We start from the raw sequence: 16,288 nt of genomic DNA on the forward strand, positions 1-16,288 counted from the left end.
ATCACGGCTCATCGACAACGGCTCGGGGGCGCTGGTCATCGGCGAACGACTCAAGGGCCGCAGCGAGCTCTGGTGAGACCGCACGCCGACCCATGTAGACGTCCTGAGTCATCGAGATGCGCGCGTGGCCGAGCTGGTCGGCGATCATCCTGGCGCTGGCACCCTTGCTGTCCAGCAGGGTCGCGACGGTCTTCCGAAACGTGTGCGGGGTGACCCACTCGTAGTCGGTCCCTGTCCTCACCCTTCGGAAGGCGGCACCGACGTTGTTCCGGTCCCGGTAGCCGCCCACCGCATCGGCAAACACCGGGCTATCCGGCACACCCAGCCGTGCCCGCCGCGCCTCCAGCATGGTGAAACACCAGCCCGGGAGAACCAGGGTACGCAGCGATGACCGGGACTTCGGGCGCGACGCTACGAGGCCCTTCCCCTTGACCCGAATGATCGTGCGCTCAACCCGCAACGACCCTCGGTCGAAGTCGATGTCGCTCCACCGCACACCCAGCGCCTCACCGAGGCGAAGACCGGTACCGAGGATGAACCGCGCCAGGTCGGCGAGGTCATGACGTCGTGCGAACTCGTCGGTGTCCAGGATGTTCAGCCACTCCTGAATCTGCGCCGGCGTCATGGCCTTGGCCGTCCGGTCACGATTGAGCTCGAGAGGCGCGGTGTCCCGAACAGGGTTGAATGGCAGGCCTCCCTGCCTAACGACCCACCCACAGATCCCCGACAGAACCGTGCGGCAGAGCTTCGCCGTGGAGTACCCCTTGGTGCGCAGGATCTCCTGCAGGAAGCGGTCGACGCGTGGCACGGTCAGCTCCCCAAGCCTGAGGTCGCCAAGTCCCGGGCCGACATGCTTCTCGACCGCATGACGATAGAGATCCAGGGTTGTGTGACTGCGCGTCCCTCGCTCCACGCGTTCCTCCACCACCACCAACCACGCAGTGGCTGCGTCCCCGAGCTTCGCTGAGGCGCTGAAGCCGGGTTCATCGCCCACTGTCACGGCGAGCTCCAGTGCCCTCATCACCTCGCGGCGTGCAGCGGCACGCGTGGGACCGGCGCGCTTGATCCGGCGGCGCCGACCCGAGAAGTCGCGGAAGTTGACCATCGCGACGACGCTGCGACCCTGCTTGCCGTAGATGATGTCGCCGTGCTCCCCCAGGCCGAGCGGTCTCATGACGCCACGTCGGTCGACAGCCCAGCGACCCACGCCTTGACATCTTCGGGTCGGTACCGCAGACGCCGGCCAACGCGACGACCGGGTGGCCCCATGCCCTGCCCTCGCCACGAGTACAGGGTCTGGACCGGAACGCCGAGGTAGTAGCTGGCGTCTTCGATGCTCCAGAGTCGGTCCTCCGCGAGTGCCTGGTCGCTCATCCTGCTGCCCTCATCCCCGGTGTCCTTGCAGTTGCCGAACGACTGTCCACAGGCGGATCTGCGCGAGCACGCGACTTGGCGTACTCGTACTGCTCACGCCAGCGGCGCCGCTCGAGCACCGTCTCCATGAGCACCTCGGCCGACGTTCCGCCATGACTCACGACCGCCGCCCAAACGAACCGGCCCTCGCCGTCGCTTGCCTCGACCTCGGCAGCCATCCGACCGGCCGACTCGACTTCGATCCCCGCGGCCTCGAGCGCCTCTCGAACCACGGCAGCGCGATCCGCCTTGTGGTCGGCCAACGTCTTCCCCGACCACCCCCGCGAGACGAGCACCCTGCGCCCGCCGACCCCGAGGTGCTCCCTGTCGTGTGCCTTGCTGAAGCACCAGCCCGGCACGAGCCCCGGACCAGCCTCCTTCGGCTGCACTCCGAAGCGGAGCCAGTTGGCGCAGCTCGGAGAGCACGGAAGCCAGCGAACCTCGTCGTGGAGCCGGTCGATGTGGGCCTCGTACGCAGCATCGTGCGCCTGGTCGGCATACGTCTCGCCGACGGCCTTGGTCAGGTACTTGGTGAGGTAACGGACGGACCGTTCTGCGTCGGGGGTGCCGGCGAGCAGCCCCTGCACGTCGATCTGGCGGCCGAACCGGATCACGTGGGCGGGCTGCGCGTCCTCGTCGAGGTCGAGCTGGGCCAACGCGCCGGCCCAGGTCTGCAGCGGCTCCCCCGTGGTCGGGTCGAGGTAGTCCATGCCGTCCCACACGGGAAGCTCGTCCACGTACACCGGGCGGCTCATCTGCGGCCACCAAATCTGGTGGTAGGTCGCCCGAGTCACCTCCTTGATGACCGCCCGGGGGACGGCACCACGGATCGCGACGTGGAAGTGCGGCGCCAGCCGGCGCTGACCCTCGACCGCTCCGAAGTACTGCACCTTGTAGCCGGCACACCGCCGGAGGTTCTGGAACCAGCGGTCGAGGAGCCGCGGGAAGTACAGGGCGTCAAGGGCTGCCCGGTGATAGTCGTACTCACGCCAGTTCTGCGGCGTGCCGGTGCCAGCCACGGTCCGTCCGTAGCCGGGAAGGGTGAGTGTGATGAACATCGACGGTCGGTACATCTTGCCGTCGCTGGCGCGGAAGACCTGGCCGATGGTGCGGTCCTCCTGGGGCCGGCGAGGCAGATCCGCAGCGTCCGTGCGCCGACGGGTCGTTCGACCCCGGTGGGTCGTTGCGACGTCCTCGCTGGTCTCCAGCTCGGCAGGTGGCTCCTTGAGGCGGACTGGGACGTCGGGTTCCTCCTCGAGGTGCCACCCAGCGATGCACTGGTGCATGCGCAGCGTCCGCGCCCGAGCGGCGCATGAGGGGCATCGGGACTCGCGCGTCGACTGGCAGGGCAGAGCGACGAGCACAGCCTCACCTGTCTCCCGGTCGATGACCCGCCGCAGCAGGGGGCGGATGCAGACGCGCTCCTTGACCGCGTACTCCTGCACGGCATCGAGCGGGACCTCAGACGGCTTCATCGAGATCCTCCATCACCCGCAGTGCAAGCGCGGACGTCACCACGGCACGAAGCGTCTCCCCTCGCTGCAGACGGCGATCGAGGGCAGCGCGCTGTTCGGGGTCGAGACCGCCCCAGATCCCGTATTCCTCGCCGTACAGCAATGCGGCGGACAGGCACCGGGCCCGAACCGGGCAAGAGGCGCAGACCGAGCGGGCCGTCCGAGCAGCAGGCGTCCGCGGGTCCTTGAACCAGGCGCCGCTTTCGTCGCTGGAGCACCGGCCGCGCAGACGCCAGCGGATTCCATCGAGCTCCTTGATCGCGGCCGCCGTGGTGCGCACGTGCGCCAGTGGGATGCCGAACGATCGGAATGCGACCCTGTGAGACTGAACGACGTTGTCGTTCATGCCGCCTCTCCCTTCTTCTCCATAACGTGTTGCTCCCTCGCGCTCTCGGCTCTTGAGTCGCCCAAGGACGTGGACAGGGCCAACACGTCCTCGTCGGTGAGGAACGCGGAGCGGACCCTGCGCACGTCGCGGCTGCCCTCGACACGGACGTAGGCCACTCCCGGGGTCAGCTCGGAGATGTGGTCGGCCTCAGCGCCTCGCTCCCGGGCTCCGTCGCCGAGGACCATGTCGACCTGGATCGGGTTGTCGAGGCGCATGGCGATACGTGTGGGGAACAGGTCGCGCCAGCTGACGACGTCTTTACCGGGGTCCTGCACGGCGGCGATGACCGTGATGCCGACGGCCCGGCCTTGCGTGAGTAGCAGACCTAGGGCGTGCTCGATGCGGCGCACGACGGTTCGCTCGGCGAAGGCACTGAGGGTTGCCAGCTCGTCGATGACGATGACGAGGTGCGGGCTCTCCGCGGACGGCTGGTGCAGTCGTTTGCCGTGAGTGGCGAGGTCGAGGCTGCGGCGGGTCTTGAGGTCGACCGCTTCCTCAAGCAGGTCGCACATCGCCTCTGGCGCCCCGCCCTCGAACCTGGCGAAGGCGCCGCGGCCGAGTCCGAGCTCCATCCCGCCCTTGGGGTCCAGCGCCCACACCTGAACCCACCCCTCCCGGATCGCCGGCGCGAGCCCGTGGACGAGGCTCCACAGCACCGATCCCTTACCCGCCCCGGTGGCACCGGCGATCAACGCGTGGGTCCCCTGCACCCTGAACCGCCAGAGTCGGGCGTCGTCACCAAGACCAACAGGGATGCCGGTCAGCGCCACCTCAGTGGCTGGTTCGGGGCGGACCACTTCGCGGAGCAGGTCGCGTCGGCGCAGCTCGAGCCACGCCCTACCAGGTCGCTCTCTGACGACCTGCGTGCCGTCGACGCCGAAGGCGTGCCCGATCGCGTCCGAGTGGGCGGCCACGTCATCCGGTGTCATCCCGACCGGCAGTCGCAGGAGCAGCCGGTCCCGTCCCGAGCGGTCGACGACGACGCGCAGAATGTGCGGGACTAGCTGGTTCGTCGCGCGATCGTAGGTCACCACCCCGTGCGGGTGGACCACGAGCCCGCATCGCATCGCCACGTGCCGCCACCGCAGTCGATAGAGCGGGGCACGCCAGAGCAGGATGAGCCGCGGCGCCGCCTGCCGCGTGAACGAGTCGCGGTGGGCGAACCCCCATGTCGTGAGTGCCACAGCGATCAGCACCACCAGACCGGCAGCCGCGGCGAGGCTGAACCGCCACACCGTCACGCCAACAACAGCCAGCCCGATCGCGCTGCCGGCGTTGGGAGCCACGGCCTTCACGACCGCGATCGCCAGGCGCACGAGGAGCCACGCCGCGCGGACAACAGCCTCGAGGACGATCGACAGCGGGTCATCGGGTGCGACGTAGAGGTCGTCGCCGCGTGTTCTCATGTCAACTCCCTCATGACGTCCTGGTGCACCTCTCGGAGCAGGCTCGCCACCTCACCGACTTGACGCTCGAGTTGCATGACGGCCCGGTCGAGATCGCGGTCCGGGCAGGTGTGCAGCATCGTGCGGAGAGCGACGATGGCCTCGTCGAGGATGTCGACACCCCGCACCAACGCTCGCGTCTGTGCAGAGAGATCGTCGGGGCCGACGCCCAGGAGCTGGGCCCACTCCAGCAGGCTCCCGGTGCGCATCACAGGCGCTCCCGAATGACTTGCGCATGCAGGTCACGGATCCAGCGGGACGAGTCGTGGACGCGCTCGTGCAGCACCCGCACGGACTCGTCCAGCTCGTGGTCTGGCCCGGCGTACACGTGCAACCGCAGACGCAGCACTTGGTCGTCGACGCCGTCGATGAGCCTTCTGAGCAGGCGGACCTGAGACAGAACCTCATCGGACTCGACCTCGAACTGGTCTGCCCAGGCCTCGATGACAGGGCGGCGCTGCATGTCAAGCCGTCCTGTTGACGTCGCCAAGGGTCTCGGCGATGCGGGTGCCGGCTGCGGCGAGCGAGCGGGTGGCCGCAGTGAGCATCATGACAAGCTCCTCGTCCGGGCCGTGCGCGAGCGTCGCCCGGATGCGGTTCACGTCCTCGTAGAGGTCGGCGACCTGACGCGCCTTGGCCTTCAGCGCCCACGGCAGTTCCTTTCGCCCGACGCCGAGGGTCTCCGTCCAGGCGACCGTGTCGATGGCGCGCATGTCACGCCGCCCGACCCTCGCCGGACGCCGACGCCTTCGGAGTGGCCTTGCCGGGCGCGTGCATGGACTCCGCGCGGAAAGACCAGGCGATCCGGGGACGGTTGCCGTTGTCGTCGATGTACGCCAGGGCCGTCAGGCCGGAGAACTCGACGGGCGTGAACGGCGAGGTGCTGTCGTTCGCCGGCGGCACCGGCTGCACCTTGGCGAGGAACTTGATACTCACGGTCTTGGACTTCTTCGGCGCCTCCGGGTCGGCATCGAGCACGTCGATGGACCAGATGAGCTCCCCGGTGTCCTTGTCGGTCTGCTGCACCTTGGCGTCGCGCGTGGACTGGTCAAAGTCCAGTACCGCGGTCACGGGCGAGACGATGTACGCACCGTGAGGGAACACCTCGTGGTGCGAGATCTTGAAGCGTCGGGCGATGGCCATGGTTGTGTCCCCTTCCCAGGACTCTGGATAGCCGAATTGGCTACGACCAGCAGACCGTTATCCACAGGACCTCGGTACCGCCTCGCGGGACGTCTCAGGACGTCCTAGATTTGAGGAAAGGGCCGAAAACGTCCTGGGGGAGGGGCAATGACCAATGACCGGCTCAGAAGTGCTCTCGCTTCGTCTGGGATGACGTCCGCCGAGCTCGGCGCGCACATCGACGTCGACCCGAAGACCGTCGACCGTTGGATCGCCAACGGACGCGTGCCCCACCGCTCCAACCGGCAGAGAGTGGCAGCTGCTCTCGCTCAGGACGAGGTCTACCTGTGGCCCGATGCCTACGGCGATTCATATGTCTCAGCAGCGAGTCGGGCCGAGGTGGTGACCGTCTACCCGAATCGCGGTTCGATCCCAGCCTCGCTGTGGCACAGCCTCTTCGACAACGCCATCGAGTCCATCGACATCTTGGCGTTCGCTGCAAGCTTCATCCACGACTCCCTGCCAGATGTTGACGAGGTGCTGATCGCCAAGGCACGAACTGGTGTCCGTGTCCGCCTAGCCTTCGGCGACCCTGACTCCGACGCCGTTCGTATTCGCGGGGTAGAGGAGGGTATTGGGGAGTCGCTGGCGGAACGGTGCCGGCTCACGTGGAAGTACCTCGATCCAATCTTGAGGGAGCCCGAGATCTCGGTGCGTGCGCACTCAAGCACGCTCTACTGCTCCATCTTCCGCTTTGACAACGACCTGCTCGCCAACCATCACCTCTTCGGCGCCCCCGCCAACCATTCGGCGGTGCTACATGTGAGACGCCTGACCGGCGGTCGGCACTTCGACAGCCACACAGCCTCATTCGAGCGTGTCTGGCAACTCGCGTATGCCAGGGCACGAGAGGCACAACGTCCGGCTCACTAGTGAGTCGCTGCTGGACTCCGGACGAAGCGACAGCAATCCTGACTCCGTGCCCGTATCACGCTCGCCACACCCAAACGCGAAGGTTGCTAACCGACGCGACGCCTCGCTACGGCGAGCTCGCCGTAGCCGAGTTATCGCTCGCCTCAAGAAGCGAGGACCTTTGGTCATCGGGGCGGCCGTCTACGTCTTAGTTCTTTGCTGGGTCGTTTCATGGGGACTTCCTCAATTCACGCGGTATCAACCCAACCGGGCCTCACCCGTGGAAGTGTTCTTTGCACCCGCTAATGCGGCCACATTCGAAGATGCCGTGGCGGAGCCAACCCATATTGTAGTCCAGACCGAAAGACTAAGACTTCGGAATTGGATTGGGATTCGGCCCAGATCCTTTCTAGTGATTTCGCAAGACCTAGTGGCGCGCTCACCCGAAGATCCAGCCGCGGATCAAAGTTGGATATTGAGGATTAATCGCGATGTCGAGTACCAAGATAATTGGGCGGATTGCACGGATAACAAGGACGAACGCAAGATAACCTGCACAAGGCAGTGGGTCGAGGCGAAGGCGGGGCAGGCCATCCGCATAAACCCCGCTCCGATAGTTGTGTCAACGGATTCTGGCGAGAAGGCAAAGAGACCCGTTCGGTATTCCTTCGAGGTGCAGGTCGCGCTGGACACACTAGCCGTTAGTCGCGAAGTCGAAAACGGGGTACCAGTGGACTACTCGTCAATACGATGGCAGCCCCGGGAGAACTTGAGCAATTTCCGCTATCCATATGTCTCAAAAGTTGACGACATTGAGAAATTCTTCAAGACCGCGCCGCGAGAGCGATCCGTCCGTGAGATATTGGGCCTCTCCGGCAAGGCGTCATTTGTTCAGGTCAGCGTCTGCCCTAATTGCATGGCGATTCGTACCTATGAGTGCGAAAGCAAAGAACTCAATAGAGGGACGTTCGCATGCTCAGGCGATGCAGATAAAGAATTGAGGATGTCTTGGATTTCGACTGACGTCGGAGATAGCTGGAAGGCGGACTGGGGGCATGAGATCCTCGCGGCCCTAGTGGGCGCTGGCGTCTTGGGGGTAGGCGCATGGCTGCGCAGCAAGCATAAGGCGGCTCGCGCTGACTAGGACGAGCCGGGTTGATCGCCCCATGCCGGGCTGCATCCAGACGAAAGGGGAAGGGCAACGTGAAGGCCCTCAAAGACCCAGCGAAGTTGTCCTGTGAGTTAGGATCGAGGCATGACGCGAATCGATTACGTCGACGATCCACATGCACCAAAGGCCAATAGTGTTGTGCCTTCCGTTGTCGCGGTGGTGCTGAACGAACAATCCCGGGTACTCCTAATTCACAAGACCGACAATAGCCTGTGGGCTCTACCTGGGGGTGGACATGAGATCGGGGAGTCGATCGTCGACACTGTCGTTCGAGAGGTCAAAGAAGAGACCGGCTACGACGTAGAGGTCGAGACCATCACCGGGACGTACACGAACCCCCGTCACGTCATGGCATACGACGACGGCGAAGTACGCCAGCAGTTCTCGATCGCCTTTCGCGCCCGGCTCGTGGGCGGAGAGGCTTGTACGAGCAGCGAGAGCAGTGAGGTCGTGTGGGTGCGTCCCGAGGAGCTCGATGGCTTGGACATGCACCCCTCCATGAGAATGCGAATCCAACACGCCCTCGAGGAACGCAGCACCCCGTTCCTAGGCTGACAGCACCGTCTGGGCCCGATCGCAGCAGGCCTCGAGATACGGCCGCGACCTCAGCACCGCACGATGGACGGGGTCCCACGCCGGATACCGAGCCACGATCTCGTCCAGCCGCGCGGTCACGGCCACCTGCTCCCCCGTCGGAGAGACGGTTAGGTCGCAGAGGATCAATGTGTCCAGCAGGGCCTGCTCAGGTCGCGGGACGGCTGCGAGCTCGCGCGCCAGACCTCGCTCGTCGGCCTCGTACTCCGCCCCGGTGTGGAACGCGACGAGCGAGACGACCACAGGGTCTGCTCCAAGACCGGCGAGGTACCTGGCCCCGTCAAGCGCGTGCAGACCCGAATCTCGCGCCAGCGGGGCATAGCCCACGTCGTGAAGCCAGGCCGCACTGACCACAGGGTCGTCATCCGCTCCGGTCTGCGAGACCTCGACAGCTCGCGCGGCCACCGCCTGAACGTGGCACCACCGTTCGGGGTGAGACGTCGCCAGGCACTCCTCTGCGAGTCGCCGGGCGTCTGCTGTCCTCATGAGGCGCAACGCTACGTGCCCGCCTGTCCCTCACGCCCCTGTGGGACGGAGTTGGCAGCTTCACGAGGCGGGGCCTGGGCGGCCAGCGACGACGGTGTCCCCCCAGGGACGAGCCACGGTCAGGTCGATGGGCTTCACCTCGACGGTTCGGCCGGTTCTGGGTGTGTGGATGATGTTGCCCTGCCCGTCGTAGAGACCGACGTGGTGGAAGAAACCTGGCCGATCACGTGGGTCGTGGAAGAACAGCAGGTCGCCGGCTCGGACCTCGCTGAGCGGCACGCGCGTCACGGCGGCAGCCTGGTCGCTGGCGACCCGCGGCAGCGTGATGCCAGTGGCCTGGAACCACACGTACCTCGTGAAGCTCGAACAGTCGAAGCCAACCGTGGAGGCGCCCTTGCCGAACCCGAGCCCGGGTCCGCTCAACGTGCCACCGCCCCACGAGTACGGGATCCCCAGTTGCGTCAGGGCGACCTCGATGACCTTCGCGCCTTCACCGCTGCCAGCACCGGACGTGCACGCGGCGCTCGAGATGCTGGGGTTTCCGGCCAGTTGGAGGGCGAGCCCCTCCCAATTGGCGTAAGCGTCAGGGAACGCACTCACTTGCACGGCCTGCGCAGCTCGAGTCACGGGCATGCTGAGGTAGTCGGGGATGGCCAGCAGGCCGCGCTGCCCGCCTCGGCCGCCCAGGAAGAACATCTCGGACGAGGTGGCAGGGTCGAGCCGCTCAGCCCGACTACCCCAGGCGTCGCGCTGCTGGAACAGTCCGATGGAATCGCGGTCACCGTAGGGCAGGTTGCGCAGCGTCGACTCCTGCAGGGCAGTGCTCAACGCGATGACCCACCCCTTCGACGGCACACCCAGAGCCCGGCCGACCGCGACGATCGTTTGGGCGTTCGCCAGCTGCTCGGCATCCAACGATCCGATATCGACGGCTGCGGGACGCGCGACGAGGCCGCAGCTCAACGACGCGTTCTCCTGGTCCCCGCTCGAGTCGCCGGCGAACAGCGCTGACGTGAAGACACCCATCGCCAAAGCACCGACGAGCAGGAGTGGCATCACGACCGCCAGCACGCGGCGGAGGATCCGCCAGAGACGCCTCTTCAGTTCGGCAGCCGCAAGCGCCGTCACAGGGTCCATGGGTCAGCTCCTCGACGCCAACGCCACGGTGAGTTCCTCGGGCTCGATGCCATCGACCAGCCACCCGGCTGACGTTCGTTCCAGTGCGACGTGTACCGCCCCGCCGTCCGTCGGGACACGGACTCGTGCGCTGGCCTCGCTGCGCTCAAGGATCTCGGTGTCCCCGACCACGCGGGACGCTGGGACCGCAGCCGAGGAGGCGGCCTCCAAGATCGCCGCGAAGCGGGGTGTCGAAAGGGCTTTGCAGCTTGACCGCCACTCCTCAACCTCGGCGTCGGGCCGGGCCCACATCCCCACGAAGGCGACCGCGACATCCCCGGGCGACTCAAGGGTCGCCGGGGCGACGCTTTGCGCTGGAGATGCGGACGCGGCCGATGCCGGAGCGGAAGGTGCGGGAACGCCGGATGCGCTGGCCGCCGCCTCGACCGCCCGCCCCTCGGGTGCCACGCGCTCGGAACCGCCCGAGACGCGTCCCAGGCCAGCAACCAGCATCACCACCGCCATCACCGTGACGGCCATGTTGCGCCACGACCACAGGGGCCACCGCCACCAGCCGACCTCACGCATGCCGCTCATGACGCATCCGAATCCAGGTCGTCGACTCCGGGCCGACGATGGAGCATCGCGCCGGTTCGTGGGTCGTAGACGAAGTACCCGATGCCGTCATCGGCGAGCGGCGCATTGGCGTCGTGCGCTGGAACGACAGCCGGTTGGTGGACGCGATGAATGCTGCCGGTGAGCACCTCGCCTTGGAGGACGCCTCCCGCCGGCTGGGGAGCGTGAACAAGTCCGGACGGGGCCACGACTGCGCGCCGGTCCCCGGGCGGGGCCGGGGTTTCGCGCCGCCGCCGGTCGCTGGAACCCTCGCGGAGAAGCGCAGATTCGCGCGGCTCGGGCCTGACGTCCGGCGAGGTCGGCCGTACGCCCTGCGTCGTCAGGACTCTCGGGTCGACGCGCGAACGGGGCGAAGCTGACGTGCGACTCAGACCCCCGTCACTTGTCACGTCCCAGACCACCTGCGCTCGCGCGAAGGTCTCAGCTCGAGGCGGAGCGTCGGCAGCCCGGCGCCCTCCGTCGTCCGCCGGGACCGTGGGTTCGGGCTCGTCATCTTGGCTGTCCTCGATGGCCTTCTTCGTACCGTCGTTGACACCTTGGCGGGTCACCACATACCGCGTGAGCTGCCGGCCGAGGTGATGCCGACGCATCCGCCGACCCGAGTGGCCGAGTATCCGCGTGAACGACAGCAGCGGTGCCATCAGGACGAACGCAGCCAGCGTGATGACCAGGCACAGGACGAGGGCCATGATCCCCATACCGATGTCATCCGCCGTGCTCAGGACAGCCGAGATCGCCGCGGTGTAGACGACGGAGCCAGCCGAGAAGGCGACGACGTTGACGACCGCGGCACCACCGATGTTGGCCATCTGCTTGACGACCCCTGACAACGGGGCGAATACACCGATGACTGCCGCAGCGGGAAGGAACATGACGAGGAGGCGCAGCATCACAAGACCCGCCAGCAGGAAGACGTCGGCTACAAGCCGGAACAGGTCGACGAATACGGCGCCGAAGAGTGCCATCAAGCCGGTGCCCATCCGCCCGCCGGCCTTGCCCTGAAGGACGACATACGTGGCGGGGTCCTGCTCGGCGATCTCGTCAGCGGTGTCCTTCCACTGACTCCCCTTCTCCTCGTTGAGCTGGTTCATTGCCTCCGGCGTGGAGGCCGCAGCCGACTCCGACCAGGTCACGGCGCTGGCTCGGAACAGGGTCGGCCCCCAGCGCTTGGCCGCCGCCGAATCGGAGGATCCGAGCTGTCCCCGCAGCCATGCGTCGTAGAGAACCCGGTCCACCGTGAGGGCGCCCTGGGCGCGCGCGCTTGACTCGCCCGGCTGAGTCGATGCGTCAATGCCTGCCGTGCGCGACTGGATGGAGCCGATGGTCGAGGCGATGGTGTCGTCGAAGAAGCTGCTGGCCCGCGACGGGTACTGCGTGATCGCCGCCACGACCGCGAGGACGAGCGCGGCCCACGCGGCCCCCGCGACGACGGTGGGGAAGAGACCGCGCATCGCCTGGTACAGCAGGAAGGCAGCAACTCCCAGAACTGCGACCGCGCCCCAGGGGCTCCAGATCGACTCGTGCAGCCGGGTCGTGACGGTCTCGACAACGCTGTCGAGCGGGCGCATGTAGGAGGCCGGGTGTGCCACCTTGTTGTGCAGCCCGTTCGTCGCGGCCGTGAGCCACACCGCGCAGGAGAGCAGCACGTTGCCGATCATCGTGTCTGTGGCCGCCGCAGGATCGCGCACCGAGCCTCCGCATCCCAGGTCGTACGTGTGCCACCTGAGACCGGCGTAGCCGTACTGATCGTAGACGCTCGTCGACGGCTGCTGGACGAAGGGATCCCCCGCAACCGGGAGAGGATCCGGCGCCGGATCCAGCGCACCGGGGAGGCCGGTTCCAGGCTGCTCCGGGACAGGCGCGTCCTTGCAGTCTGGGATCCCGGGGATGCCGGGATGCGCCCGAACCGTGCCCACCTCGCCCTGCGGCGTGGCTGAGGAGACGGGGGCAGCAACGACACCCAAGCCGACGAGTCCCATCCCGATGCCGATGGCCACGAGCATCCTCGCGCGCGCTCTCATCTCAGGCACTCCGTCGCACGGCGCCGTCGAAGGCACCCTCAACCGCGTGCGCAGAAGACGGCCCAACGCCGTAGGTTCGGGTCTTCGTCGGGTCAGCGGTGGTGTCCAGAGCCTCGAGCACTTCGGGGTGAGCGGACAGGTCCATGCGGATCCGTTCGACGCCGCCCGAACCGTCGCTGAACACGAACTCCCGCGGTCCACGGCGACCGGTCGCAGTGGGACGCGACAGCGACTCGAAGATGGCCTCGTACCCCTGTCCCGGCTGGATGCCGGGGATGAACCGCAGCGCGTCCTCCTGCGCCTTCTCGTCGGTGAGCCGACCGATGAACGCCGCCGACACGAGGTTCGCCAGGTCCAGCCGCAGCAGATCGGACGGGTTCTGGCTGGCCATCAGCACGCGGGTGTTGTGCTTCCGGCTGTCCCGGCCCGCCCGCTCGATGAACCGGCGACCGGTAGTGAAGGTGGACAGGGCCCAGGCCTCGTCGATGAAGATTCCCTTCCGGGCATGCCTGTCGCCCATGTACATCGCTCGCTGGGCCAGCCAGGCAGCCAGGTAGAGGACGCACATGCTGAGCCGCTCGTCGAGGTCCTCACTTCCCTTGGCCTTGTCGTCGGGGAAGGTCAGCCCTCGCAGGGAGTACACCGTGAGCAGCGACTCGTCGGCGGTGTAGTCGTTCCGATACCCCGGCGGGAAGAGCAGTCGCCCATGGCTGGTCCGGGCAGCTTCGGCGAGGAAGTCGTGCATGTAGCCCGCGTGGCGCTGCAGCTCCGGGTCACCATCGACTCGGCCGAGAGCGGTGACCACGTCGCTGAGGCTCGACGTCGTCGCGGCGGACACTTCCCCGACCGCACGCATGAGGGCCACCTCGGTCAGCACGTGGTCCTGCATCTGCCTCGGCAGGACGGAGCGCAGCACACTGCTCGCCAGGAGCCGACGCGTGGCATGAGCGTTCGCCTGGGCGACGCGCCACTCCACCTCACCGAAGAAGTGCTCGCGTCGCGGCTCCGCGATGACCCGGTAGGCGCAGAGCGCTCCCGGTGCGGCGTCGAGCAGGTCGACCGCCTTGGACACGGCAGCCAGCTGCGGCAGTTGGCACAAGGCCGTGAGCCGACCGGACGGATCCAGGACGGTCCACGACACGCCCTGCATGACCGTGCGGTAGATGATGTTGCCGCCGGCGGTCGACTTGCCACCGCCCAGACCCGCACAAATCACTGCAAGCCCGGACTCCTCGGCTTGCTCGGTCGCCGCCCAGGGCTCCCAGGTGACAACACGGGAGGAGGTGCCCGATGTCTCCCCCAGGTGGATGCCGATCCGGTCGCCGACCTTGGCGGTGGCGGTCGGGACCGCCGCTGCCAACGTCGTCACCGGCATCCGGCGCTTGTATGCCGTCGTCCCCAGCTTCTCCCCCGGGATGAACTCCCGGGCCACGGCGTACTGGTCGGCAGGCCGGGAGATCGTCACCTGCGGCGCGAAGAGCTGCCGCACGGCGGTGGCCCTATCCAAGGCTTCCTCCTCTGTGGCTCCCGAGACCGCGATGCGGTACCAGCCAGCGGTGCGCGTGCTCAGGCCGGAGAGCCCCGACGACAGCTCGTCCTCCACGACCAGGGCTTTCGACGCCTGCCGGTCCAGAGCCCCGGGGGCTGGTTCGGCGTGCTCGTGCTCGTAGTGCTCCTTCTGGGAGCGGATGCGCTGGATGTTGCGCCGCATCGCCAGGCCCACGCGACCGGCATCCTCGATCGTCACCCGCGCCGACCACTCGACCGGGAACGGCAGCTGATCGGTGCGTTGGATCCACGGCACGCCCGGCGGGATCTCGAGGTCCGTCATCCGGCCCACCGACAGGACGCACACATGCCGCTGGATCTCGGCGCCCTCCGCCTCCCCACGAACGACGATCGTTCGCCCGTAGGGCACGGCGGTCCACGTGACGTGGTCAGTGAACTCGCCGAGGTCGTCGCGCTCCCACTCCGCGTCCTCGGCCGCCCCCAGAGTCAGGGAGGCCGGCAGCCCGAGTGAGCAGGAGCGGTGAAGCAGCCACTCCAGCTGCCGGGGCGAGGCAGGCGTGCCCTCGAAGCCCGGATGCCGCAGGAGCTCGTCGATCTCGCGGATGGGCTTCGCCATCGCGGCGACCTCCCGGTCGGCGGCCCTCCCCGTCAAACCGCTGAGTGCATGCAGGACTCGGCGCGACGTCCCGAGGTCGACGCCGAGGTAGACCTCTTTGTCGGCCATGCTGCTGTTGGCGAGCTGCATCTGATCGCGGATGACGTGATCGGGCCAATCCGGCAGCGGGGCGGGTGCATTGGCGTGGTGCGCCTCGGCCCACCTCGAGACCGGGTAGGGACGTGTCGTCACGCGAAGGTGAAGGTTGCGCTTGGTCAGCTGCGCGAGGGCATCGGCGGTGTCGACGATGAGCCGTTCCCGCGCGTTGTCCGGGCGGAACGACCAGCTCTGCGGTGCGAGCTGGTACCAGGCGGTGACTCGGTCGGCAGCGACCGTACAGTGGCCCGTAATCCGCCGCACAGACAGGCCCCGGCTGCTCATGCCGCCCCCCCGTGGGTCACTGCCGCGGCTTCCGCGTGGCGTCCCCGACGGGCGGCCCGGCCCGGGCGCGGGGGGACTGCGCGGACCCGGGCCGGACGGATGGTGGAGGTTGTCCCGCGCGTCTGGGCGCGCGGTGCGTTGACCTCGTTGACCAGCCCCCGAAGGACCGCGCCGAGGGGTCGGTCGTGGTCGACCACTCCCAGGACCAGCTTGGTGACCCCCACCGTGACCAGGAGCGTGTAGGCAAGGGCGAAGAAGCTGACCCCGATCCCGAGGCGGCGCTCCACGATCTGAAGAAGGACGAAGACCGTTGCGCCGACGGCGTAGGCGACGTAGCGGGCGCGGAACGGCAGGGTCTTGCCCGGGGGGCCGAGCCAGACGGCGTTGACGTTGTAGATCTCGTCATCGACGGGGAGGCGCATGGCTCAGCCCATGACCAGGGACGCGAGCCAGGTGCCGACCTCGTCGGCCCGGCCGGTGGTGGCGACGCCGAGGACGGCGAGCGCGATGATGACGCCGGCGACGACGCGCATGGCCTTCGAGTTGTCCCCGCGCTGGGCGAAGACGAAGAGCATGACGGCGATGAGGAGGAGGAGCAGCGGGATGATGTTGCCCTTGATCCACGCCTGCAGGTTGGCGGTGTCCCCGGTGGCGCTGGCGAGCGCGACGAACTGGTTCATGGTGTCCCCTTGATCGAACGGCAGAAGGCCGGAAGGTCCCCTGCCATCAAGTCCGCCAGAGGCCCGATCGTCGTTCAAGGAGATGCCGCAAGTTGTGGATAACCCCGCGACGAGCGGGGGACGAGGACGCACGGCCTCGATATGCCAGGTTCGCGGGGCTGGCGTGGGTGTGGGCTGGCTCCCCCGCTCGCCATCATCCGGGCCTGGCGGAACGCGTCAAGGGCGCCTACGGCGTCACTTCGTGA

At 67.3% G+C, this 16,288-nt stretch carries 18 protein-coding genes; 2 read left to right on the top strand and 16 right to left on the bottom strand.

The window, feature by feature from the left end; translation table 11 throughout:
• Position 1: 1 nt before the first annotated feature.
• Genes ABD899_RS15905 through ABD899_RS15945 form a run of 9 tightly spaced genes read right to left on the bottom strand, consistent with a single transcriptional unit; the run spans position 2 to position 5,903 of the window.
• Positions 2 to 1,174 carry a site-specific integrase gene (locus tag ABD899_RS15905; protein ID WP_345207772.1) on the bottom strand — a complete coding sequence of 391 codons (1,173 nt, stop codon included), beginning with the start codon at positions 1,172 to 1,174 and terminating at the stop codon, positions 2 to 4.
• Positions 1,171 to 1,374: a helix-turn-helix domain-containing protein gene (locus tag ABD899_RS15910; protein ID WP_345207774.1), complete on the bottom strand. Its 204-nt coding sequence runs from the start codon at positions 1,372 to 1,374 to the stop codon at positions 1,171 to 1,173. The genes ABD899_RS15905 and ABD899_RS15910 overlap by 4 nt, the downstream gene beginning before the upstream one ends.
• On the bottom strand, positions 1,371 to 2,888 hold the full coding sequence (locus ABD899_RS15915; RefSeq protein WP_345207776.1) for a replication initiator: 1,518 nt from the start codon (positions 2,886 to 2,888) through the stop codon (positions 1,371 to 1,373). The genes ABD899_RS15910 and ABD899_RS15915 overlap by 4 nt, the downstream gene beginning before the upstream one ends.
• Positions 2,875 to 3,273, bottom strand: a complete 399-nt coding sequence (locus ABD899_RS15920) for a WhiB family transcriptional regulator (protein WP_345207778.1) — start codon at positions 3,271 to 3,273, stop codon at positions 2,875 to 2,877. Before ABD899_RS15920 ends, ABD899_RS15915 begins: the two co-directional genes overlap by 14 nt.
• Positions 3,270 to 4,721 (bottom strand): FtsK/SpoIIIE domain-containing protein, encoded by a 1,452-nt coding sequence (locus ABD899_RS15925; RefSeq protein ID WP_345207780.1) that lies wholly within the window; start codon positions 4,719 to 4,721, stop codon positions 3,270 to 3,272. The genes ABD899_RS15920 and ABD899_RS15925 overlap by 4 nt, the downstream gene beginning before the upstream one ends.
• Complete coding sequence (locus ABD899_RS15930; protein ID WP_345207782.1) at positions 4,718 to 4,969, bottom strand: hypothetical protein; 252 nt, start codon at positions 4,967 to 4,969, stop codon at positions 4,718 to 4,720. Before ABD899_RS15930 ends, ABD899_RS15925 begins: the two co-directional genes overlap by 4 nt.
• Positions 4,969 to 5,223 carry a hypothetical protein gene (locus ABD899_RS15935; protein WP_345207784.1) on the bottom strand — a complete coding sequence of 85 codons (255 nt, stop codon included), beginning with the start codon at positions 5,221 to 5,223 and terminating at the stop codon, positions 4,969 to 4,971. Before ABD899_RS15935 ends, ABD899_RS15930 begins: the two co-directional genes overlap by 1 nt.
• Before the next feature lies 1 nt (position 5,224).
• Entirely contained in the window at positions 5,225 to 5,473 is a 249-nt protein-coding gene (locus tag ABD899_RS15940) for a hypothetical protein (protein WP_101395208.1), read from the bottom strand.
• 1 nt (position 5,474) lies between these two features.
• On the bottom strand, positions 5,475 to 5,903 hold the full coding sequence (locus ABD899_RS15945) for a plasmid replication, integration and excision activator (RefSeq protein ID WP_345207789.1): 429 nt from the start codon (positions 5,901 to 5,903) through the stop codon (positions 5,475 to 5,477).
• Positions 5,904 to 6,092: 189 nt separating this feature from the next.
• Between ABD899_RS15945 and ABD899_RS15950 the strand changes: the two genes are divergently transcribed.
• Complete coding sequence (locus ABD899_RS15950) at positions 6,093 to 6,815, top strand: phospholipase D-like domain-containing protein (protein WP_345207791.1); 723 nt, start codon at positions 6,093 to 6,095, stop codon at positions 6,813 to 6,815.
• Positions 6,816 to 8,049: 1,234 nt separating this feature from the next.
• Positions 8,050 to 8,520 carry an NUDIX hydrolase gene (locus tag ABD899_RS15955; protein ID WP_345207793.1) on the top strand — a complete coding sequence of 157 codons (471 nt, stop codon included), beginning with the start codon at positions 8,050 to 8,052 and terminating at the stop codon, positions 8,518 to 8,520.
• Here ABD899_RS15955 and ABD899_RS15960 read toward each other — a convergent pair.
• From ABD899_RS15960 to ABD899_RS15990, 7 genes are read right to left on the bottom strand one after another with little or no spacing between them, the layout of a single operon-like run.
• Positions 8,512 to 9,045 carry an HD domain-containing protein gene (locus ABD899_RS15960; protein ID WP_345207795.1) on the bottom strand — a complete coding sequence of 178 codons (534 nt, stop codon included), beginning with the start codon at positions 9,043 to 9,045 and terminating at the stop codon, positions 8,512 to 8,514. The two genes, ABD899_RS15955 and ABD899_RS15960, sit on opposite strands and share 9 nt — an antisense overlap.
• 60 nt (positions 9,046 to 9,105) lie before the next feature.
• Entirely contained in the window at positions 9,106 to 10,182 is a 1,077-nt protein-coding gene (locus tag ABD899_RS15965; protein ID WP_345207797.1) for a C40 family peptidase, read from the bottom strand.
• A 3-nt stretch (positions 10,183 to 10,185) separates the two neighbouring features.
• Positions 10,186 to 10,758 (bottom strand): hypothetical protein, encoded by a 573-nt coding sequence (locus tag ABD899_RS15970; protein ID WP_345207799.1) that lies wholly within the window; start codon positions 10,756 to 10,758, stop codon positions 10,186 to 10,188.
• Positions 10,755 to 12,794 (bottom strand): hypothetical protein, encoded by a 2,040-nt coding sequence (locus ABD899_RS15975; RefSeq protein ID WP_345207801.1) that lies wholly within the window; start codon positions 12,792 to 12,794, stop codon positions 10,755 to 10,757. The genes ABD899_RS15970 and ABD899_RS15975 overlap by 4 nt, the downstream gene beginning before the upstream one ends.
• Before the next feature lie 25 nt (positions 12,795 to 12,819).
• Positions 12,820 to 15,363 (bottom strand): ATP-binding protein, encoded by a 2,544-nt coding sequence (locus tag ABD899_RS15980; protein WP_345207803.1) that lies wholly within the window; start codon positions 15,361 to 15,363, stop codon positions 12,820 to 12,822.
• Positions 15,360 to 15,785, bottom strand: a complete 426-nt coding sequence (locus ABD899_RS15985; protein WP_345207805.1) for a hypothetical protein — start codon at positions 15,783 to 15,785, stop codon at positions 15,360 to 15,362. Before ABD899_RS15985 ends, ABD899_RS15980 begins: the two co-directional genes overlap by 4 nt.
• Before the next feature lie 3 nt (positions 15,786 to 15,788).
• Positions 15,789 to 16,043, bottom strand: coding sequence for a hypothetical protein (locus ABD899_RS15990; RefSeq protein WP_345207807.1), 255 nt, complete (start codon positions 16,041 to 16,043; stop codon positions 15,789 to 15,791).
• Positions 16,044 to 16,288: the final 245 nt, after the last annotated feature.

It is taken from the genome of Fodinibacter luteus (genome assembly GCF_039541575.1).
In the GTDB taxonomy this organism is placed as follows: domain Bacteria; phylum Actinomycetota; class Actinomycetes; order Actinomycetales; family Dermatophilaceae; genus Fodinibacter; species Fodinibacter luteus.